General features: G+C 59.8%; 18 protein-coding genes and 2 pseudogenes. 12 read left to right on the forward strand and 8 right to left on the reverse strand.

The genetic code is table 11. The annotated features are described in order from the left end of the window. Positions 1–4: 4 nt before the first annotated feature. Positions 5–1,213 carry an ammonium transporter gene (locus tag JFU58_RS25810; RefSeq protein ID WP_093200067.1) on the reverse strand — a complete coding sequence of 403 codons (1,209 nt, stop codon included), beginning with the start codon at positions 1,211–1,213 and terminating at the stop codon, positions 5–7. Positions 1,214–1,561: 348 nt separating this feature from the next. On the opposite strand from JFU58_RS25810, the gene JFU58_RS25815 reads away from it, so the two are divergent. The 8 genes and pseudogenes from JFU58_RS25815 (at position 1,562) to JFU58_RS25850 (ending at position 10,413) form a co-directional block, all read left to right on the forward strand. Next, positions 1,562–1,876: a DUF883 family protein gene (locus tag JFU58_RS25815; protein ID WP_201142698.1), complete on the forward strand. Its 315-nt coding sequence runs from the start codon at positions 1,562–1,564 to the stop codon at positions 1,874–1,876. 2 nt (positions 1,877–1,878) lie between these two features. Next, positions 1,879–2,265 carry a phage holin family protein gene (locus JFU58_RS25820; protein ID WP_063032049.1) on the forward strand — a complete coding sequence of 129 codons (387 nt, stop codon included), beginning with the start codon at positions 1,879–1,881 and terminating at the stop codon, positions 2,263–2,265. After that, a complete protein-coding gene (locus JFU58_RS25825) occupies positions 2,262–2,603 on the forward strand; it encodes a hypothetical protein (protein ID WP_063032051.1) in 342 nt (113 codons plus the stop codon). Before JFU58_RS25820 ends, JFU58_RS25825 begins: the two co-directional genes overlap by 4 nt. 91 nt (positions 2,604–2,694) lie before the next feature. Further along, entirely contained in the window at positions 2,695–3,858 is a 1,164-nt protein-coding gene (locus tag JFU58_RS25830) for an EAL domain-containing protein (RefSeq protein WP_177027320.1), read from the forward strand. A gap of 72 nt (positions 3,859–3,930) precedes the next feature. After that, on the forward strand, positions 3,931–5,262 hold the full coding sequence (locus tag JFU58_RS25835) for a deoxyguanosinetriphosphate triphosphohydrolase (RefSeq protein WP_017479963.1): 1,332 nt from the start codon (positions 3,931–3,933) through the stop codon (positions 5,260–5,262). Between the two features lie 225 nt (positions 5,263–5,487). Then, positions 5,488–5,904, forward strand: a complete 417-nt coding sequence (locus tag JFU58_RS25840) for a response regulator (protein ID WP_201142878.1) — start codon at positions 5,488–5,490, stop codon at positions 5,902–5,904. A 241-nt stretch (positions 5,905–6,145) separates the two neighbouring features. Then, positions 6,146–6,773: pseudogene (locus JFU58_RS25845) on the forward strand (response regulator). Between the two features lie 8 nt (positions 6,774–6,781). Beyond that, positions 6,782–10,413, forward strand: a pseudogene (locus tag JFU58_RS25850) (transporter substrate-binding domain-containing protein). 45 nt (positions 10,414–10,458) lie between these two features. Here JFU58_RS25850 and JFU58_RS25855 read toward each other — a convergent pair. Continuing rightward, the gene (locus JFU58_RS25855; protein WP_063032061.1) at positions 10,459–10,941 is read right to left on the reverse strand and encodes a GAF domain-containing protein; all 483 of its coding nucleotides are present in this window, start codon (positions 10,939–10,941) and stop codon (positions 10,459–10,461) included. Beyond that, positions 10,938–11,828 (reverse strand): ATP-binding protein, encoded by an 891-nt coding sequence (locus JFU58_RS25860; protein WP_063032063.1) that lies wholly within the window; start codon positions 11,826–11,828, stop codon positions 10,938–10,940. The genes JFU58_RS25855 and JFU58_RS25860 overlap by 4 nt, the downstream gene beginning before the upstream one ends. Positions 11,829–11,995: 167 nt before the next feature. Between JFU58_RS25860 and JFU58_RS25865 the strand changes: the two genes are divergently transcribed. Next, positions 11,996–14,305 carry a hybrid sensor histidine kinase/response regulator gene (locus JFU58_RS25865; protein ID WP_063032065.1) on the forward strand — a complete coding sequence of 770 codons (2,310 nt, stop codon included), beginning with the start codon at positions 11,996–11,998 and terminating at the stop codon, positions 14,303–14,305. Here the strand turns inward: JFU58_RS25865 and JFU58_RS25870 are convergent. The 3 genes from JFU58_RS25870 to msrB all read right to left on the reverse strand — a co-directional run bounded on the left by JFU58_RS25870 (position 14,289) and on the right by msrB (position 15,748). Then, entirely contained in the window at positions 14,289–14,741 is a 453-nt protein-coding gene (locus tag JFU58_RS25870) for a MarR family winged helix-turn-helix transcriptional regulator (RefSeq protein WP_017479956.1), read from the reverse strand. The two genes, JFU58_RS25865 and JFU58_RS25870, sit on opposite strands and share 17 nt — an antisense overlap. Further along, positions 14,738–15,223: a glutathione peroxidase gene (locus JFU58_RS25875; RefSeq protein ID WP_076017357.1), complete on the reverse strand. Its 486-nt coding sequence runs from the start codon at positions 15,221–15,223 to the stop codon at positions 14,738–14,740. The genes JFU58_RS25870 and JFU58_RS25875 overlap by 4 nt, the downstream gene beginning before the upstream one ends. 132 nt (positions 15,224–15,355) lie before the next feature. Continuing rightward, entirely contained in the window at positions 15,356–15,748 is a 393-nt protein-coding gene (gene msrB / locus JFU58_RS25880; protein ID WP_010176145.1) for a peptide-methionine (R)-S-oxide reductase MsrB, read from the reverse strand. 202 nt (positions 15,749–15,950) lie between these two features. Here msrB and JFU58_RS25885 point away from each other — a divergent pair, with 202 nt between their 5' ends. Both JFU58_RS25885 and htpX read left to right on the forward strand, forming a co-directional pair. Continuing rightward, a complete protein-coding gene (locus JFU58_RS25885) occupies positions 15,951–17,162 on the forward strand; it encodes a pyridoxal phosphate-dependent aminotransferase (protein ID WP_063032067.1) in 1,212 nt (403 codons plus the stop codon). 314 nt (positions 17,163–17,476) lie between these two features. Further along, the gene (gene htpX, locus JFU58_RS25890; RefSeq protein WP_201142699.1) at positions 17,477–18,364 is read left to right on the forward strand and encodes a protease HtpX; all 888 of its coding nucleotides are present in this window, start codon (positions 17,477–17,479) and stop codon (positions 18,362–18,364) included. 52 nt (positions 18,365–18,416) lie between these two features. On the opposite strand, the gene JFU58_RS25895 is transcribed toward htpX, so the two are convergent. Continuing rightward, positions 18,417–19,073 (reverse strand): thiopurine S-methyltransferase, encoded by a 657-nt coding sequence (locus tag JFU58_RS25895; RefSeq protein ID WP_201142700.1) that lies wholly within the window; start codon positions 19,071–19,073, stop codon positions 18,417–18,419. A gap of 101 nt (positions 19,074–19,174) precedes the next feature. Here JFU58_RS25895 and JFU58_RS25900 point away from each other — a divergent pair, with 101 nt between their 5' ends. Then, positions 19,175–19,942 (forward strand): DODA-type extradiol aromatic ring-opening family dioxygenase, encoded by a 768-nt coding sequence (locus JFU58_RS25900; protein WP_201142701.1) that lies wholly within the window; start codon positions 19,175–19,177, stop codon positions 19,940–19,942. Between the two features lie 69 nt (positions 19,943–20,011). Here the strand turns inward: JFU58_RS25900 and JFU58_RS25905 are convergent, their stop codons facing one another. Next, positions 20,012–21,685, reverse strand: coding sequence for a DEAD/DEAH box helicase (locus JFU58_RS25905; protein ID WP_003209050.1), 1,674 nt, complete (start codon positions 21,683–21,685; stop codon positions 20,012–20,014). Positions 21,686–21,823 lie beyond the last annotated feature (138 nt).

The following is a 21,823-nucleotide window of genomic DNA, read 5'->3' on the forward strand; positions in this document are numbered from 1 at the left end:
CCCCTCAATCCTGACTGACCGCGCCAATCTTGTGGATCGACAAATCCGCGCCGTAATACTCCTCTTCCTGGCTCAAGCGCAGCCCGTAAACGCGCTTGATCACCCCATACACCAGGAAGCCGCCGGCCAGGGCTACCACTACCCCCAGCGCGGTGCCGATCAACTGGCTGATCAGGCTCACGCCACCCAGGCCGCCCAGGGCGGTCTGGCCGAAGATCCCGCAGGCGATCCCGCCCCACACGCCACACAGCCCGTGCAGCGGCCACACACCCAGCACATCGTCGATCTTCCAGCGGTCCTGGGCCGCGATGAAGAACCAGACGAACAAGCCGCCCGCCACTACACCTGTCACGAGCGCGCCTACCGGGTGCATCAGGTCGGAGCCGGCACAGATCGCGACCAGCCCGGCCAACGGACCGTTGTGCAAGAAGCCTGGGTCGTTACGCCCGATGACCAATGCCGCCACGGTGCCACCGACCATCGCCATCAACGAGTTGACCGCCACCAGCCCGCTGACCCCGGACAGGGTTTGCGCACTCATGACGTTGAAGCCGAACCAGCCGACAATCAAGATCCACGAGCCCAACGCCAGGAATGGAATGCTCGACGGCGCGAACGCCACCAGGCGCCCTTCCCGATAACGTCCCTGGCGCGGGCCGAGCAGCAACACCGCCGCCAGCGCCAGCCAGCCGCCCATGGCGTGCACCACCACGCTGCCGGCAAAGTCATGGAAGCTCGCGCCGAAGCTGGCCAGCAACCAGGCTTGCAGCCCGTAATTTCCGTTCCACACCATGCCTTCGAAAAACGGGTAGATGAAGGCTACGATCAACGCGGTGGCGCACAGTTGCGGCGCAAAACGTGCACGCTCGGCAATCCCCCCGGAAATGATCGCCGGGATCGCTGCGGCGAAGGTCAGCAGGAAGAAGAATTTCACCAGGCCGTAGCCGTGGTCGGCGCTGATCACCGCCGCCGGTTGCATGAAGGTCACGCCGTAGGAGATCCAATAGCCTATAAAGAAATAGGCCAGTGTGGAGATGGCGAAGTCACTGAGGATTTTCGACAGGGCATTGACCTGGTTCTTTTGGCGCACGGTGCCGACTTCCAGGAAGGCAAAGCCGGCGTGCATGGCCAGGACCATGACCGCACCAATCAGAATGAACAGCGTGTTGGAACTGTGGACGAGGGTATCCACCGCACTTTGCAAATTTTCCATGGAGGATGGCAGGCCTGCACATGCAGGAAAAAGCACCAAAGCAGTTCATGACCTTCATGATGCGCACTAAATTGGCACCGGCGGTCCGACCCTCTGTTGAGGCCGTGAACCGCTTTAGCGCAGCGATCATTGAGAAAGGCAGAATCCGACAGGGTTTTTCCGCGAGTTTTAGTTATTTAGGGTAAGGTTTTTCGGGGTTTTAGCCCCAACCGCCCGGATTCAGCGCAAGGCCCCAGGCCTGCGCACCAAGGCAAAGCAAAAGCTGTACCAGACAATTGCAGTGAACCTTCACCGATGCCGGTGACTCGAAACCAAAAGTAAACAGACCCGCTACTCACGGAGATAACCATGGCCAGAAAAACGGCAAAGACTGCTCAAGATATACTGATGGCGGATTTTCAAACCCTGGTCAGCGATACCGAGAAGCTGCTGGACGACACGGCGATCCTCGCCGGTGACCAGGCAGACGAGCTGCGCAGCAAGATTCACGACAGCCTGCTCAAGGCCCGTGAAACCCTGCAACTGACCGAAGACTCGCTGCGCGAACGCGGGCAGGCGGCGGTCACGGCCACTGAGGATTATGTCCAGGCCAACCCATGGCAGTCCGTCGGCATTGCAGCCGGCGTAGGCTTTTTGATCGGCCTGCTGGCTACAAGGCGCTAATCATGTCTATCGGCGAATCCGGCTCGACCACGGGCCCAAGTTCTACATCGCGGCGCCTGGGCGCGGCTGTCCTGGGTTTGCTGCACAGCCACGTCGAGCTGTTTGGCATCGAGTTGCAGGAGCAGAAGGCCCGCACCGTCAGCCTGTTGCTGTTCGCCGGCCTGGCGCTGGTGTTTGCCTTGCTGTTACTGGTGGGTTTGTCGGCGCTGGTGATGATTCTGGTGTGGGATACCTACCGCCTGACCGGGATCATCAGCCTGTGTGTGTTCTACATACTGGCCGCAGCGTTCTGCGGGTTGCGCCTGAAGGCGGCGGTGTTCGATGAGTCCACGCCGTTCCACGCCACCCTCGAAGAGTTGGCCAACGACCGGGAGCGCCTGCTGCCATGAGCATGACTGAATTGCCGCAAAACACTTCCCGGCGGGAGATGCGCAAGGCGTTGATCCGCCTGCGCATGGAAATGCACCGCCAGGAAATTCGTCACGAGTCCCAGCAACTGATGCTGCCGCTGCAAAAGGTCCGCAACATGGGCCAGAGCTGGCAGGACGGTTTCGGCATCAAGCACGCGCCGCTGTGGGGCGTAGGCGTGGTGACGCTGCTGGGCTTTCTTACCGGCAAAGGCGCCAAGAGCGGCGGGATCGGCACCATGACTCGCCTGGTACGGCTTGGCGCCGGTCTGATCCCGTTGATCAAACTGGCCATGCAAGGTGCTTCGCGCAAAAGTTGAGCCGCGCTGGCTGCATTCTTGCAAACAGATCAGGCCCGGCCCTCACCGTTGAGGGTCGGGCCTTTTTATTCCGGTCTTTTAAGGAGGCCCTGTGATCGACGGGCAACCGCTCGCCAGCTTCCAGCCATTCATCGACACCGCCACCGGCCGCATCGCCGGCGTAGAAGCCTTGGGCCGACTACGCCAGGCGAATGGCCAACTGCGCTCGGTGGGTCCGCTGTTTGCTGATCCGCGCACGCCCTCCGTGGCCTTGCGCCGCCTGGACCGGCAGATCCGCGACAATGCCCTGAGCCGTCTGCATGAGGCCCCGCAAGAGTGGTTCCTCAGCCTGAATATCTCGCCACGCTGGATCAGCCGGCTGCGCCCGGGGCAGGCCTTGCCGAGCCTGAAGCAGTTGCAGGTGCATAACGTCGACCCGCGCCGCATCGTGTTCGAGATCACTGAGCTGGGTGGCGATATCCTGCGCTTGGCCGAAGTCGTGGAACGCTACCGCGAGGCCGGAGCGCGGATTGCCATTGATGACTTCGGCGCCGGGTATTCGCAGTTGGACCGCGTGTTGGCCTTGCAGCCCGACATCCTCAAGCTGGACATGCGCCTGTTCCAGGCGGCTGCCCGGGGAGGGCCGAGCGGGGACGTGGTGCGGGCGCTGGCACAAATGGCGGAAAAAACCGGCTGCTGGATCATTGCCGAAGGCGTCGAGACCGAGGCCCAGCTGAATTTCGCCCTGGAATGCGGTTCCCGTTATGTCCAGGGTTACCTGTTCGCCCAGGCCCAACTGGACTGGTTCGCCACCGACGCATTCGTGCCGCGCTTCGCCCAACTGCGCACCGCGTATGTCCAACAGAAGCTGGCGGAGCGTGGCCGGATCATGCAACTGCGCCAGCAACTGGCGGAACTGATGCAGATCCTGCAAACCTGGGCCCACACCCATGCACCGCTGAGCCAACTGCCGCAATTGCCAGCATTTCCCTGGCTGCTGCGTTTTTACCAGTGCGACCGGCATGGCACGCAACTGACGCCCAACTTCGAATGGCACCAGGGCGCGTGGCAAGCCGACGGCCGCTACCTGGGCCATAACTGGTCATGGCGCCCGTATTTTTATCACCTGCTGGCCGAAGGTTGGGAGGAGCGGCGGTTGACCCTGTCTTCGACCTATCGCGATGCCACGACCAACCAATACTGCCTGACTGCCGGACAATTCTTTGATAACGGTCGGCGCCTGCTGTTAATCGATATCGACGCCGTCGGCTTGTAGTTTTTCGCTTGCGAAGGCCCGGCTGAACCGGGAAGCTGGGAGGCGTCATTCACCGCACGGAGAGTACCCGCCTTGGATTGGCCCACCCTGCTTACCCGCGAACGCCTTGGAAAACCGCTGCACAGTCCCGAAGAGCTGGGCCGCAGCCCGTTTCACAAAGACCATGACCGCATCATCTTCTCCGGCGCATTTCGCCGCCTGGGCCGCAAGACCCAAGTGCATCCGGTGACCAGCAACGATCACATCCATACGCGGCTGACCCATTCCCTGGAAGTCAGCTGCGTGGGACGGTCTCTGGGCATGCGTGTGGGCGAGACCCTCCGCAGCGCCCTGCCCGACTGGTGTGACCCGAGCGACCTGGGCATGGTGGTGCAGTCGGCCTGCCTGGCCCACGACATCGGCAATCCGCCCTTTGGTCACTCCGGCGAGGACGCGATCCGGCATTGGTTCCAGCAGGCGTCGGGGCGTGGCTGGCTGGATGACATGACCAGCGCCGAACGCAATGACTTCCTGAATTTCGAAGGCAATGCCCAGGGCTTCCGGGTACTGACGCAGTTGGAATACCACCAGTTCGACGGCGGCACCCGGCTGACCTACGCCACCTTGGGTACCTACCTGAAATACCCCTGGACCGCGCGCCACGCCGACTCACTGGGCTACAAGAAACACAAGTTCGGCTGCTACCAGAGCGAGCTGCCGATTCTTGAGCAGATCGCCCAGAAGCTCGGCTTGCCGCAACTGGAAGAACAGCGCTGGGCCCGGCATCCGTTGGTGTACCTGATGGAGGCGGCCGACGATATCTGCTACGCGTTGATCGACCTCGAAGACGGACTGGAAATGGAGCTGCTGGAATACGCCGAGGTCGAGTCCCTGCTACTGGACCTGGTGGGCGATGATTTACCGCAAACCTACCGGCAACTCGGCCCGCAGGATTCCCGGCGACGCAAACTGGCGATTCTGCGGGGCAAGGCCATCGAACACCTGACCAACGCCGCTGCCCGGGCGTTCGTCGAACAACAGGAAGCGTTGCTGGCCGGCACCCTGCCGGGGGACCTGGTGGAACATATGCACGGCCCCGCCAAGCGTTGCGTACTGGATGCCAAGGACATGGCGCGCAAGAAAATCTTCCAGGACAAGCGCAAGACCCTGCATGAAATCGGCGCCTACACCACCCTGGAAATTCTCTTGAACGCCTTCTGCGGTGCGGCCCTGGAACAACATGGCGGTCGCACCCCGTCGTTCAAGAACCGGCGCATCCTCGACCTGCTGGGCAATAGCGCCCCGGACCCGTCGTGGTCATTGCACGCCTCCTTCCTGCGCATGATCGACTTCATCGCCGGCATGACCGACAGCTACGCCAGTGAGATGGCCCGAGAAATGACCGGGCGTTCCAGCCCGCAATGAAGCAGCGCCTTGGCTTATGGCCAGGGCTGCTTTTCAAAGAATCGCCCTACGCACGGAACAGAGCGGCCTGATCGAAGTTCCTCCCCGCCGCGATGAATAATCGCGCGCCCAAACCGCAGTCTTTCGACACATTTCTGCGCCCCATCGCTGGCGGGCCCATTACCTTCTAACTACACGCCCTGGCGGAGCGTCTTCAGGGCACTTGGCCATTTCATGGAAAAACCCATGCTCGAACAACTTCGTATCCTGTTGGTGGAGGATCACCCCTTTCAATTGCTGGCCACCCAGTGCCTGTTGCGAAACTATGGCTACCACAACCTGGCCCTGGCTGAGAACGCCGAGCAGGCAATGCGCCTGATGACAGAAACCGACAGGCCATTCGATATTCTGCTGTGTGATCAATGTTTGCCGGACCTGCCCGGGCTGGAGTTGATTGAAATCGCCAACCGCAGAGGCTTTATAAAATCCGCGATATTGCTCAGCGGCCTGCCCGTGAACGAACTGCAAAACCTCAACGCCCAGGCACACGAGCGCAACTTTCCGTTACTTGGCTACTTGTCGAAGCCGCTGAACCACTTTGAGCTGAGCGAACTCATACGCCAATCGCGCCCCTCCCCGCTCAACAGGAAAGTAGGAAGTTAAACGCCCGCCCACTTCGAAAACTCTTCGTTATAACGCTGCTCCGCCACGGGCACTTATTTTTAAATTCCACTCACGCAAAATTCTTACACCCGAACAACAAATACCCGACAGAGCGTAATCCGTTGCTTTTTTTGATGTAGGAATATTCTTGTTTTACGTTTGTTCCACATCAAGCTCATCCTCCTGCATTGCCATGTGAGCTAATGTGCCGACTTTATTTGCGCTTGTATGGAATATGATCATGAACTCAGTTTTTATTATCGACGACCACCCTGTTATACGACTTGCCATTCGAATGTTGTTGGAACATGAAGGTTATAAAGTAGTTGGAGAAGCCGACAATGGTTGTGACGCCATACAAATGGTCAAGGAGTGCCAGCCGGACCTGATCATCCTTGATATCGGTATTCCTAAACTCGACGGCCTGGAAGTATTGTGCCGATTCAACTCAATGAGCACGCCGACCAAGACGTTGATACTCACCGCCCAGACCCCGAAGCTGTTCGCCACACGGTGCATGCGCTCCGGCGCCGACGGATATGTCTGCAAGGAAGGTGACTTAAGTGAGCTACTGAGTGCCATCAGGGCAGTCTTGTCAGGTTACAACTACTTTCCGAGCCAGGCCCTTAATGGCAGCACTAGTGAAACAGATTGCAATGAAGAGCTCGAACTTTTCAAAGTCGTCAATGATCGCGAACTCATGGTATTGCAACTTTTCGCACAAGGCCGGACGAACAAGGAAATAGCCAAGGGCATGTTTCTCAGTAACAAGACTGTCAGCACCTACAAAAAAAAGGCTCATGCAAAAACTAAAAGCCAAATCCTTGGTAGAACTTATCGAGATGGCAAAACGTAACGCGCTAGTGTGAGAAATCGGATGCCCAGGCGTTTAAAGGACTATCTAATCATATTGAGTATCGGGGTGTGCCTCAGCACTGCCGTGCCTGCCGAACAAACGGCTCCCGAGCAATACGCGCTGCTGGGGCGCGCCGGTGCCGTTCAACTGGACACATCACTGAACAAGACACAACGCCAGTGGCTGCAGAACAAACGGGAACTGATACTGGGCACGTCAGCGCCAGACTACCCGCCCTTCGACATCACCTCCAGTGGGCGGGATTATGAAGGGTTGACCGCCGATTACGCCGGCCTGGTGGCCAGGACGCTGGCAATACCGCTGAAGGTATTGCGCTACTCCACCCGGGAAGCCGCGATCCAGGCACTGCAAAACGGTGATATCGACTTTCTGGGGTCCGCCAACGGCTTTGAAGCGGCGAATCCCGACATCGCCCTGTCATTGCCCTACGCGGTGGATCAGCCGGTACTGGTCACCCGTGAAGGTGAAAACCGTAACCTTGGCGACGGCCTGGCGGGCTTGCGCCTGAGCCTTGTCTACCACTACCTGCCCATGGATGAAGTGCAGGCGCTGTATCCAAAGGCGACCATCCACGCCTACCCGTCCTATCAAAATGCCTTGAACGCGGTGGCATTCGACCAGGCTGATGTATTCCTGGGCGATACCATTTCCACTCATTACATGATCAACAAGGGCTACCTGAAAAATATCCGCATGGCCAACTTCGGCAAGCACGAGGCCCACGGATTCAGCTTCGCCTTGCGCAAGGATCAACCCACTCTCCTGAGCATCATCGACTCAGTGCTCGATGGCATATCAACCTATGAACGCGACAGCATCGCCAAGCGCTGGAGTGCGGGCAGCGACATTCTCCTGACCGACCGCAAGCTGCAACTGACCCTGCGTGAAGAGCGCTGGCTCAAGAATCACCCGGTGGTGAAGGTGGTGGTCAATGAAACCCTTGCGCCCCTGACATTCTTCGATACCGACGGCAACTTCCGGGGTGTCACAGCCGATCTGCTGGAGCTGATCCGCCTGCGAACCGGCCTGCGCTTCAAGATTCAACACGAGCGTAACGTCGCCAACATGATTGAACTGGTGCAAACCGGCGCAGCCGACATCATCGGCGCAATTACCCCCAGCACCGGCCGCGAGTCCCGGTTGAACTTCAGCCGCCCCTACCTGGAAAACTCCTATGTATTGCTGACCCGCAAAGAGCCGGGCGCGCCCACAAGCCTTGAACAAATGGCCGGCAAGCGCCTGGCGATTACCCAGGGCAATCAGCTGGAAAAATTCCTGCAACAGGCGTTTGCGCAGATAAACCTGGTGGAAACCGGGGATACCTTCAAAGCATCGGAATTGTTGGCACAAGGGCAGGTGGACGGCGCGGTGAACCCCTTGGTGATCGCCAACTATCTACTTTCTTCTCCGGCATTCCAGGACAAATTGCAGATCAGCTCCAGCATCGGCACGTTGCCCGCGACCTTTGCCCTGGCGACGTCCCGTGATGCCACGGAGCTGAGTTCGATTCTGGACAAGGCGCTGCTGAGTATCGCCCCGGATGAGATGGCGGCGATCAACAGCCGCTGGCGCGGCTACAACGCGGCATCCGATGGCTACTGGCGCAATTACCACCGCCTGATTGCACAGATCATCATCGGCACCGGTCTGCTGCTGTTGATTTCCCTGGCCTGGAACGGCTACCTGCAGCGTCAGATCAAGCATCGAAAACTGGCCGAGCGCGCCCTGAACGACCAGTTCGAGTTCATGCGGGCGCTGGTCAATGAAACGCCCCATCCGATCTACGTACGCGACCACAACGGCTTTCTGCAAACCTGCAATGACAGCTACCTGCAGACGTTCGACGTCAAGCGTGAAGACGTCATCGGCAAGAGCATCACCCAGATGAGCATGGCGCTAGAGACGGAGTCGGCCCAATACCATGCCGACTATCAGCGGGTAGTGGCCGAGGGCAAACCACTGATCCTTGATCGCACCCTGCATGTCCATGGGAAAAAACTCACGATCTACCACTGGATTCTCCCGTACCGCGACTCCATGGGCGAGGTCCAGGGCATCATTGGCGGCTGGATCGATATCAGCGAACGGCGCCAGTTGTTCGATGAACTTCGCGCCGCCAAGGAGCGTGCCGACGAAGCCAACCGTGCGAAAAGCACGTTCCTGGCCACCATGAGCCACGAAATCCGCACACCGATGAACGCCGTCATCGGCATGCTCGAGTTGACACTCAAGCGCGCCGACCAGGGGCACCTCGATCGCCCCGCCATTGAGGTCGCCTACAACTCGGCCAAGGACTTGCTGGAGCTCATCGGCGACATTCTGGACATCGCACGCATCGAATCCGGCCGCCTTAGCCTGGCGCCGGAGCGGGTCAACCTGCGCGAGGTGATCGAGTCGGTGGTCCGTGTGTTCGACGGCCTGGCGCGCCAGAAAACCCTGAGCCTGGTGCTGGAGTTCACACCCGATGCCGGCGACACCGACGTACTGATCGATCCGTTGCGGTTCAAGCAGGTGCTGTCGAACCTGGTGAGCAATGCGATCAAGTTCACTGAACGCGGCCAGGTGAAGATCAAGGTGCAATTGAAGGCGACCGGGCAACCTCAACAAATCGAGATGAAGCTGGTGGTGGAGGACACCGGCATCGGGATCAATCGCGAAGACCAGTTACGCCTGTTCGAACCTTTTGCCCAAGCCGACAACTCCGGGCACCTGGCCAGGAGCGGCGCCGGCCTGGGCCTGGTGATCTGTCGCAGCCTATGCGCCATGATGGGCGGGCAATTGAGCCTGAGCAGCGTGCCCATGGTGGGCACCCAGGTGCACGTCAGCCTGAAGATGACCAGCCTGCAGCCGGTCAAGGCGGTAGATAAACTGGAGCCTGCCGCCACCACGCCGGCACCGGTACTCAATGTGCTGGTGGTGGATGACCATCCTGCCAACCGCTTGCTCATGTGCCAGCAACTGGGCTTCCTGGGGCATCAGTTCACCGCGGCCCATCATGGCGCTGCGGGGTTCCAGGCATGGCGCGAGGAACACTTCGACCTGGTCATTGCCGATTGCAATATGCCGATCATGAACGGCTACGAGTTGAGTCATTCCATCCGCGAGTATGAGCAGCGTGAGCAAAAAACGCCCTGTGTGATACTCGGTTTTACCGCCAACGCCCAACCCGAGGAGAAACAACGTTGCTTCGACGCGGGCATGAATGACTGCCTGTTCAAACCCATCAGCCTCACCGCGCTGGAACAGCAACTGGCACAAGTCTGCCCGCTGCCAATGCGCAGCGTGTTCACCCTTCAAAGCCTGGACGCGATGACAGGCGGCGACCCTCAGTTGAGCCAGCGCCTGCTTGAAGAGTTACTCAGCAGCAGCCGGCATGATCGAGCCGAACTGATGGTCCTGCTGGCGCAACAAGCGGCCCCCAGGACCTGATCGAGCAGGCTCACAAGATCAAGGGCGCCGCACGGATCATCCAGGCGGACATCCTGGCCGGACAATGCGAGGCGCTGGAGCAGGCCTGTGGCCAAGGCGAGAATCAGCACGTTATCGAGGTGGGTATCAAGGCGATGGAGAAATCCATGCTTGAACTGGAAAGGATGCTGCAGATGCAACTGGACGTGCTCGACCGTCGGTAATTTGTAGGAGCGAGCTTGCTCGCTCCTACAAAAAGACTCAGTCCATCAGCAATCGGTCAACCGCAGGAAAATCGCCGCCAACTGCTCGATGCCGGCCTGATCCTGCGGGGTAAACCGCGACAGCGACGGGCTGTCCAGGTCCAGCACACCAATCAAGCGCCCGTCCTTGACCAGCGGAACCACCAGCTCGCTGTTGGACGCGCTGTCACAGGCGATATGCCCCGGGAATGCATGCACGTCTTCCACCCGCTGGGTTTGCCGCGAGGCCGCTGCCGCACCGCACACACCGCGACCAAACGGAATGCGCACACAGGCGATCTGCCCCTGGAAAGGCCCGAGCACCAACTCTTCATTGCGGTTGAGGTAGAAGCCCGCCCAGTTCAAGTCATCCAGCTGGTTGAACAGAAACGCCGAAAACTGCGCCGCATTGGCGATGAAATCCCGCTCATCCGCCAACAGCGATTCCAGCTGTGCATGAAGCATGGCGTAGCCATCAAGGCCGACTCCGGACTGTTGCAAATCGATCATGGTTGACGCTCCAACAACTTGAGGCCCACCCAATAGCGGGCGAACTGATAGGCACAACGGCCGTTGCGATTGCCACGCCCGGTTGCCCAGCGCACCGCGAGGATGTCCAGCTCTTCATCGCGCTGCCACTGCAAACCGGCCTTGTTCGCCAACTCACCGATCCAGTGCTCGACCACATCCAGGAAGTGCTCCTGATTGAACGGGTAGAACGACAGCCACAAACCAAAACGGTCAGACAGGGCAATCTTGTCCTCCACCGCTTCGTTCGGATGCAGTTCGCCGTCTATCGTTTTCCAGTTTTCGTTATCGCTCTGGTTCTCGGGCACCAGGTGACGACGGTTGGAGGTGGCATACAACAGGACGTTTTCCGGCGCCTGCTCCAGGGAACCGTCGAGTACACTCTTGAGCACCCGGTAATCGCTCTCGCCGGCTTCGAAGGACAGGTCATCGCAGAACAACACAAAGCGCTGTGGCAATTTGATCAGTTGCTCGACCACTCGCGGCAGATCCGCCAGGTGATCGCGCTCGATCTCGATCAGGCGCAAACCGGCCTTGGCATGCTGGGCCAGCAAGGCGCGCACCATGGACGATTTACCGGTGCCGCGCGAACCCCAGAGCAACGCATGGTTGGCCGGCAGGCCGTCGAGAAACTGCTGGGTGTTGCGGGCCAATTGTTCGCGCTGTTTATCCACGCCGATCAAGTCGGACAGGCGCATGTCCAGGCTGACTTCCAGCGGCAATAAAAAGCCGCTGCGACCTTCGCGCTGCCAGCGGGCAGCCAGGCAATGGTTCCAGTCAACGGCCTCGCGTGGCGCGGGTAACAAGGGCTCCAGGCGAGCCAGTACCGCGTCGGCACGCTCAAGAAAGGCATTCAATCGAGAATCCACGACTATTCCTCTGGCAAGTTCTTGTAAAAGATGGCGTATTGGCAACCCTGGGGCAGACCGTGCAGGGCTGCACCGAATAAAATCGATTCATGCCGGGCAAGTTTGAGCCTGTGGATGTTCAGCTATGCTTGCCGGGCGAAAGGAAACGTAAAGTGGTACAGCACCCGATGGATATCAAGTTCGCCCACCGCTTGTCTTATAAACAAGCCAGACTGACAGTGCTGGTCGGATTCGTCTTGGGAACCTTGCTCAGCCTGATACAGATTGGGATTGATTATGCCAGCGAAGACGCTTCCATCAACCGGGAAATACGTGCGCTGATTGAAATCAGCCATAACCCGGCTTCACGCATCGCCTATAACATCGACGCCGAACTGGCCCAGGAGCTGACCCTGGGGCTTTTGCACTCCCCTGCCATCACCCGCGCCCAATTGATCGACAACAACGGTTTGGTCCTGGCCGATGTCCAACGCCCGCGCAAGGAAAGCAGCTACCGTCCCATCAGCGACTTCCTGTTTGGCGCCAACCGCCAATTCGAAGACCGGCTGTACCTCACTCATATGCCCAATGACGCCCTTGGCGTATTGCGCCTGGACGTCGACACCTACGCGTTCGGCAGCCGCTTCCTGCGCCGCGCCGAGATTACCCTGCTCAACGGCTTTGCCCGCAGCCTGATCCTCACCGGCATTCTGTTGGCGCTGTTCTACGTGATGCTGACCAAGCCGCTGGTGCGCATCATCCGCGAGCTGAGCTCACGCAAGCACGAGCGCCTGGACTGCCCGCCGGGGCACGAGCACGACGAGATCGGCGTACTGGTCAACGTTGCCAACCAGCAGTTTGAAAACATGGAGACTGAGATCCAGCAACGCCGACACGCCGAAAACCGCCTGACTGAATATCTCGGGCAACTGGAAGACATCGTTTCTGCGCGCACCACCGAACTCAAGGCCATCAATCATCGACTGACGCTGTCGAACGACGAACTGGAAGCGGCGAAGATGACGGCCCTGTCCATGGCCCAGGCACGGGCGGCGTTCCTCGCCAACATGAGCCATGAAATCCGTACGCCGCTCAACGGCCTGCTGGGGATGATCGCCCTCTCCCTCGACAGCCCGCTGAATGCCGAGCAACGTCAGCAACTGTCGATCGCCCATGACTCGGGCAAAGTACTGGTGGAGTTGCTCAACGATATCCTCGACCTGTCCAAGTTCGACGCCGGCCAACTGGAACTGGAAAGCATCCCGTTCGACCTTGGCTCGCTGGTGGAAGACACCGCCAACCTGCTCTCGCAAAACGCCGCACCCAGCGTGGAGCTGACGTGCCTGATCGACCCGCAGTTTCCCGCCCAAGTGCTGGGCGACCCGACGCGGGTACGGCAGATCGTCAGCAATTTGCTGTCCAACGCCCTGAAGTTCACGCGCTTTGGCCGGGTGGACGTGCGCCTCAGCGCCCAGGCCGGCCGGGTCAAAATCGAGGTGTGCGACACCGGTATCGGGATTGCGCAGGATGCTCAGGTCAAAATCTTTCAGCCGTTCACCCAAGCCGGTGCGGGCATCACCCGCCAGTTTGGCGGGACCGGCCTGGGCCTGGCGCTGACCCACAACCTGTGCGAGGCCATGAAGGGCCGCCTGAGCATCAGCTCCGAGGCCGGCTTTGGCAGCCAGTTCTGCGCCGACCTGCCACTGCCGACACATTTACCGGCTGTGCGCCTGGCGCCGCTGGCTGGGGACGTGATCGCGATCACCAGCAGCAGTAGCGGCCTGGCGGAACTGCTCAATAGCCTGCTGCCGAGTTGGGGGCTGACGCCGCGCTGCTACTCCATTGACGATGACTTGAGTGGGCAGAACCCTGACCTGTTGATCACCGACTGCCCCGAATGCCTGTTTCGCCTGCGCCCGTCGATCACCGCTCCGATCCTGGTGGTGACCGCCTACGGCAACTTCATGCCCAGCGAAGAAGTCGCGGCCCTGGCGCCGCTGCAACAACAAGCCCGGCCCCTGAGCCGCACGGCGCTGTATCAGATTCTGCAACGCAACCTGCGCATCGATCCGGACGTGGTGCTTGACCTGATCCAGCTGGAAACCGGCCCACTCGCTCACCGGGCACGCGTCCTGCTGGTGGAAGACAATCCGGTCAATCAACTGGTGGCCAAGGGTATGCTCGGCAAGCTCGGCTGCGAGGTGATCGTCGCCGCCCACGGTGGAGAAGCCCTCAAGCTGCTGGAAGAACAAAGCTTCGACATGGTGTTGATGGACTGCAATATGCCGGTGATGGATGGCTATGAGGCCAGCCGGCAAATCCGTCGCAGCGGGCGCTGGCCTGACCTGCCGATTGTCGCGCTGACGGCCAACGCCATGTCCGAGGAGCGTGAGCGCTGCCGGGCGGCAGGCATGAATGACTACCTGGCCAAGCCGTTTCGCCGGGAAGAACTCAAGGCGTTGCTCGACCTGTGGGTGCCGACTACGACAAGTCTTTGATCTGTCGCAACAGCTGATCCAGGCCGTCACGCAAGGCATCGGCCTGGTTCAGGTCAACCCCGCTGTCACACAACAGGCGGGCCTTCAGCGGCTGTACCTGGTCACGCAAGTGTCGACCTTCATCGGTCAGGCTCAGGTGCACTTCACGCTCATCCTGCGCACTGCGCTGACGCCGCACCAGAGCCAGCTGCTCCAGGCGCTTGAGCAGCGGCGTCAGCGTGCCGGAATCCAGCATCAAGCGCTCGCCCAAGGCCTTGACCGTAGGCTGCGACACCGCTGCAGCCTGCCATTCCCACAACACCAGCATCACCAGGTATTGCGGGTAGGTCAGCCCCAACTGATCGAGCATCGGCTTGTAGGCCCGGGTAACCGCGCGGGAGGCGGCGTAGAGCTTGAAGCACAGTTGGTCGTCAAGCGCCAAAGACAGGTCGGTCATTTGAGCAGGGCTTCAATCTCTTGGGTCAGGTCCTGAGGCTTGGTGGTCGGGGCGAAACGCTTGACCACCTTGCCGTCGCGGCCGATCAGGAACTTGGTGAAGTTCCACTTGATGCCCTTGGAGCCCAGCAAACCCGGGGCCTGTTTTTTAAGCTGCACGAACAATGGGTGAGCATCGCTGCCGTTGACGTCGATCTTCTTGAACAGCGGGAAGCTGACACCGAAGTTCAGCTCGCAAAACTCGGAAATGGCGCCTTCGTTGCCCGGTTCCTGCTTGCCGAACTGGTTGCAGGGAAAGCCCAGCACCACCAGCCCCTGGTCCTTGTAATGCTGCCAGAGTTCCTCAAGCCCTTTGTATTGCGGGGTGAAGCCGCACTTGCTGGCAGTGTTGACCACAAGAATCGCCTTGCCGGCGAAATCGGCCAAGGTCTTTTGCTCACCCTTGATGGTGGTGCATGGGATGCTCAGCAGGTTGTCGCTCATGGCAGTGCCTCGGAAGAAATGAGAAGAACTGAACGATAGTAGGCAATTCAATTGTGTGCAATTTAATTGCTCAGACTTATACCTTGATATAAAGGTCCCTGCGGACGCGAAGGCCCGCAGGAGCTTGACGGTTTAGCGCGGCACCAGATCCAGGCACACCGAATTGATGCAGTAACGCAACCCGGTCGGCGGCGGACCGTCCGGGAACACGTGGCCCAGGTGCGCATCGCACTTGGCGCAGGTGACTTCAGTACGGATCATGCCGTGGCTGATGTCGCGAATCTCGACCATTGCCTGCTCGGCAATCGGCTCGTAGAAGCTGGGCCAGCCGCAGCCGGAGTCAAACTTGGCCCTGGAATCGAACAGCGGCTCATTGCAGCAGATGCAGTGGTAAACGCCGTCGGTCTTGGTGCCGTTGTACTTGCCGCTGAACGGTCGCTCGGTGCCTTTGAGGCGGCACACGTTGTACTGCTCCGGGTCGAGCATGGCTTTCCATTCATCAACGGTTTTCTGCAACTTTTCCATCGGTACACCTCGGCAACTGAAAAAGCCTGATCTGTGTCTTTTCCATGGATCAGGCGGCACGTATGATTGCGCCTCTTCAAAGCGCCAGTCTGGCACCCGCGTTACCGGCATTCAAACGTATTTATGGGTCAGGCCAACGCAGGATTCTCAGCACGGTAGTCCTCACACCGTCTGGATCGTTCATTTTCAGGATCACATCGCCATGCAGGTCAGCAAATCGAACAAGCTCGCCAACGTCTGCTACGACATTCGCGGCCCAGTGCTCAAGCACGCCAAACGCCTGGAAGAGGAAGGCCATCGCATCCTCAAGCTGAACATTGGCAACCCGGCACCCTTTGGTTTCGAAGCGCCGGACGAAATCCTCCAGGACGTGATCCGCAACCTGCCGACCGCCCAGGGCTACAGCGACTCCAAAGGCCTGTTCAGCGCGCGCAAGGCCGTCATGCAGTACTACCAGCAGAAGCAGGTTGAAGGTGTCGGCATCGAAGACATCTACTTGGGCAATGGCGTGTCCGAGCTGATCGTCATGTCCATGCAGGCCCTGCTCAACAACGGCGACGAAGTGCTGGTGCCCGCCCCCGACTACCCGCTGTGGACCGCCGCCGTCACCCTGGCCGGTGGCCATCCGGTGCATTACCTGTGTGACGAGGGCGCGGACTGGTTCCCGGACCTGGCCGACATCAAGGCCAAGATCACGCCGAACACCAAGGCCCTGGTGATCATCAACCCGAACAACCCCACCGGCGCCGTCTACTCCAAGGAAGTGCTGCTGGGCATGCTCGAACTGGCGCGCCAGCACAACCTGGTGGTGTTCTCCGACGAGATCTATGACAAGATTCTGTACGACGACGCCGTGCACATCTGCACCGCCTCCCTGGCGCCGGACCTGCTGTGCCTGACCTTCAACGGCCTGTCGAAGTCCTACCGGGTGGCGGGTTTCCGTTCCGGCTGGATCGCGATTTCCGGTCCCAAGCACAATGCCCAGAGCTACATTGAGGGCATCGACATGCTGGCCAACATGCGCCTGTGTGCCAACGTGCCGAGCCAGCACGCCATCCAAACCGCGTTGGGCGGCTACCAGAGCATCAACGACCTAGTGCTGCCACAAGGCCGCCTGCTGGAGCAGCGCAACCGCACCTGGGAACTGCTGAACGCAATTCCGGGCGTCAGCTGCGTCAAGCCCATGGGCGCGTTGTATGCCTTCCCGCGGATCGACCCGAAAGTGTGCCCGATCCTCAATGACGAGAAGTTCGTGCTCGACCTGCTGCTGTCGGAAAAGCTGCTGGTGGTCCAGGGCACAGCGTTCAACTGGCCGTGGCCGGATCACTTCCGGGTGGTCACCTTGCCGCGGGTGGATGACTTGGAGATGGCCATCGGTCGCATCGGCAACTTCCTGAAGTCTTATCGCCAGTAATGGACATTGCGCTGTACGGCCCAACTGAGGTCGTACAGCGATTATCTGGCAACACTTCTCTGCCCTGCGCGGGGCCCTTCGCCTTTTACACTCAACGGGCCCACCCTTGTTCGGGCATCACCCTATAATTACAGGGCCGCAAGGTAATGGAGCGAGACAGCCGAGCCGCCTCAAACCTCGGAAATTCCCTTCAAGGCTCTACATTCAGGCTGTAGGACACAGTTTGAAATAGTCCCTCGGTTGAATAGCCCCATGCTGCACCTTATATACCCCGCAGTACGCGACATATTTAGCATGAGGAGAATTCTACAACCATGATGCGCATTCTGCTGTTCTTGGCCACTAACCTGGCGGTCGTGCTGATTGCCAGCATCACGCTGAGCCTTTTCGGCTTCAATGGGATCATGGCGGCCAACGGGGTTGATCTGAACCTCAATCAGCTGCTGATCTTCTGTGCGGTCTTTGGTTTTGCCGGTTCGATTTTCTCGCTGTTCATCTCCAAGTGGATGGCGAAGATGAGCACCAGCACCCAGATCATCACCCAGCCACGTACCCGTCATGAGCAATGGCTGCTGCAAACCGTCGAGCAATTGTCCCGCGAAGCCGGGATCAAGATGCCTGAAGTCGGGATCTTCCCGGCCTATGAAGCCAACGCCTTTGCCACCGGCTGGAACAAGAACGACGCCCTTGTGGCCGTCAGCCAGGGTTTGCTGGAGCGGTTCTCGCCGGATGAAATCAAGGCGGTGCTCGCCCACGAGATCGGCCACGTAGCCAACGGTGACATGGTCACCCTGGCGCTGGTCCAGGGCGTGGTGAACACCTTCGTGATGTTCTTTGCGCGGATCATCGGCAACTTCGTCGACAAGGTGATCTTCAAGAACGAACAAGGCCAGGGCATGGCCTACTACGTGGCGACCATCTTCGCCGAACTGGTGCTGGGCTTCCTCGCCAGCTCGATCGTGATGTGGTTCTCGCGTAAACGGGAATTCCGCGCAGACGAAGCCGGAGCTCGCCTGGCCGGTACCGGCGCCATGATCAGCGCCCTGCAGCACCTGCGCTCCGAACAGGGCTTGCCGGTACATATGCCGAACACCCTGACGGCCTTTGGCATCAACGGTGGCATCAAGCAAGGCATGGCTCGCCTGTTCATGAGCCACCCACCGCTGGAAGAGCGGATTGACGCACTGCGTCGTCGCAGCTGACAGCGACAAGAAGAAGGGGCGATTTGATCGCCCCTTTTTTTGTGGGTGCGATTCAGCCCTTGGCCAACCGATACACCCGTTCTTCGAGGCGCGTGACGCCGTCCTGAACAAACTTCCAGCTGTCACCCAGGATGTCCTGCTCCTCGAGTACATCCAGGCCCCATTGCGCACCAAGCAGCAGCCTCGCCTCCTCATCACTGACCGCAAACGGCGGGCCTGCCTTCTGCGCCTGTTCATAGTCGAGGGTGATCAACAGGCCACGGCTGCCTCCCGCCAGGAGCCCGTTCAAGTGCGCGGCATACTGCTCCCGCATCAACGGCGGCAGGGCAATCAACGCCGCTCTGTCGTAAAGCGCCCGGCAATCAGCCACTGCGCCAGCATCCAGCGCGAAGAAATCCCCACACCAGAGTTCGATGGAGCCCGCCTGAAAGACCTTGAAGACACCCCGCTGACTGATTTGTGGCGTCAGTTCCTGCTCGCTGAAAAACCCTTCAACGGCCTTTTCCGACAGTTCAACCCCCATCACCCGATGCCCGACGCTCGCCAGCCACACCAGGTCCAGGCTCTTGCCGCACAACGGCACCAGCACCTGCGCCCCGTTCGCCACGCCCAGGCCGGGCCAATGGCGCAGCAGGTAAGGATTCACCTCGGGCAGATGGAAGCCCGTCTGATTGCGCGCCCAACGCTCATGCCAAAATCCAGGCTCCATGATTCACCCTAAAACTTGATCAAATAGCGCTAAAACTTATATTAGATTTAGATCAATGATCTGATTGAAGATGGTCCCATCTTAACCCTCAGGACCCGATCATGCTCCCCAGCCTGTTTATCTCCCACGGTTCACCGATGCTTGCCCTGGAACCCGGTGCCAGCGGCCCGGCACTCAAGCGCCTGGCAGCCGAGTTGCCACGCCCCAAGGCCATTGTGGTGGTCTCGGCACACTGGGAAAGCAAGGGGTTGCTCGTGACTGGCAGCGCCGCGCCCGAGACCTGGCACGACTTCGGCGGCTTCCCGCGAGAACTGTTCGCCGTACAGTACCCGGCGCCCGGTGACCCGGCATTGGCCGCCGAGATTGTCCAATTGCTCAAGGCTGACGGCCTGGAGGCGCGGATTGATGACCAGCGCCCCTTCGACCACGGCACCTGGGTCCCGCTGTCGTTGATGTACCCGGCGGCCGATATTCCAGTGGTGCAGGTATCGCTGCCAAGCCGTATGGGCCCTGCCCTGCAAACCCGTGTCGGCCATGCACTGGCGAGCCTGCGGGAACAAGGCGTGCTGCTGATCGGCTCCGGCAGCATTACCCACAACCTCGGCGAACTGGACTGGCATGCCGGACCCGAAAGCATCGAGCCCTGGGCCCGGGATTTTCGCGATTGGATGGTCAGCAAGCTGGCGGCCAACGATGAAGCCGCCCTGCACGACTATCGTCGCCAGGCCCCCCATGCCGTGCGCAGCCACCCCAGCGATGAGCATCTGCTGCCGCTGTATTTCGCCCGGGGCGCCGGCGGTGAATTCAGCGCAGCCCACCAAGGCTTCACCATGGGCGCGCTGGGCATGGATATCTATCGTTTCGCTTAATCGCAGGCAAAAAAAATCCCCGAACCAGTCGGGGATTTTTTATGTTCGATCAATCAGCCCAAGGGCGGATCAATCTTCGCGGTAGCGACGCAGCTTCAACTGCTTACCGGCAACGCGAGTGTCCTTCAGCTTGGTCAGGAGTTTCTCCAGCCCATCTTCCGGCAGCTCCACCAGGGAGAAGCTGTCACGCACCTGGATGCGACCGATCGCTTCACGTGCCAGGCCACCCTCGTTGAGGATAGCGCCCAGCAGGTTCTTGGCAGCAATACCATCACGCGCACCCAGCGCGGTACGGCAGCGAGCACGGCCTTCAGCCAATGGAACCGGAGCACGACGCTCACGATCACCACGGTCTGGACGGTCGCCAGTACGTTCTGGACGATCACCGCGCGGAGCGTTGTTCGGCACCAGTGGACGTTCTTTCTCGATCGCAGCCAGGGTCAGGGCCTGACCGTTGGTAGCCTTGCGCAGCAGGGCTGCAGCCAGGGCACGCGGGGTGCAACCGATATCGGCAGTCAGGCGGTCCAGCAGGTCGCCGTGGGTCGATTCAGCGTCAGCCACCAGCGGCGACAGGCTGTTGGTCAGTTTCTTGATGCGGGCATCGAGAACAGCCTGGGCATCCGGCAGGCGGACTTCGGCAACTTTCTGACCGGTTACACGCTCGATCACTTGCAGCATGCGGCGCTCACGTGGAGTCACCAGCAACAATGCACGACCTTCGCGACCGGCACGGCCGGTACGGCCGATACGGTGAACGTAGGACTCTGGATCGTAAGGCATGTCAACGTTGAACACGTGAGTGATACGTGGAACGTCGAGGCCACGAGCGGCAACGTCGGTCGCCACAACGATGTCCAGACGGCCATCCTTGAGGGAGTCGATCACACGCTCACGTTGGTTCTGGGCAATGTCACCGTTCAGCGCAGCGGCTTTGTAGCCTTTGGCTTCCAGGGCGCTGGCCAGGTCCAGGGTCGCTTGCTTGGTGCGCACGAACATGATCAGGGCGTCGAAGTCTTCGACTTCCAGCAGGCTCAATACAGCCGAGGTCTTCTGGTCAGCGTGAACCAACAGGTGAGCCTGTTCGATCGCGGTAACGGTCTGAGTCTTGGTCTGGATCTTCACGTGTTGCGGATCGCGCAGGTGGCGTTCGGCAATGGCACGGATCGACTGTGGCAGGGTAGCCGAGAACAGTACGGTCTGACGGGTTGCTGGCAGCGCCTTGAAGATGACTTCCAAGTCGTCCATGAAGCCCAGCTTGAGCATTTCGTCAGCTTCGTCCAGAACCAGGTGGTTCACGGTCGACAGCACTTTTTCGTCGCGACGCAGGTGGTCGCACAGACGGCCCGGAGTGGCGACAACGATCTGTGCGCCGTTACGGATTGCTTTCAGTTGTGGGCCCATAGGCGCGCCGCCGTAAACGGCCACAACGGTAACGCCCGGCATTTGCTTGGCGTAGGTTTCGAAAGCGGTTGCTACTTGCAGCGCCAACTCACGGGTTGGCGCCAGGATCAGGGCTTGCGGCTCGCGCTTGGCAGGATCGATGCAGTGCAGGATTGGCAGGGCGAACGCGGCGGTTTTACCGGTACCGGTTTGCGCTTGGCCAATCATGTCTTGGCCGGCCATGATGATCGGGATCGATTGCTGCTGAATAGCCGAAGGTTCTTCGTAGCCAGTCGCGATGACGGCAGCAAGAATATTCGGGTTAAGATTAAAAGCGGCGAAGCCGCCGGTTTCCTGGGTCATGGGTCTGCCTCTAAGTGCATCCGCAAAGACCCATGCTCCAAAGCTGCGCATGCCGTGTTGAGACTCAAGAGTCGCCCTGGCTGCTTTGTCGGCGGGGATTTGCGAAAACGAATGAATGAAAAAGATTCGTCAAGGAAG

Origin of the sequence: Pseudomonas sp. TH34, from assembly GCF_016650865.1 — a bacterium.
GTDB classification, from domain to species: Bacteria; Pseudomonadota; Gammaproteobacteria; order Pseudomonadales; family Pseudomonadaceae; genus Aquipseudomonas; species Aquipseudomonas yamanorum.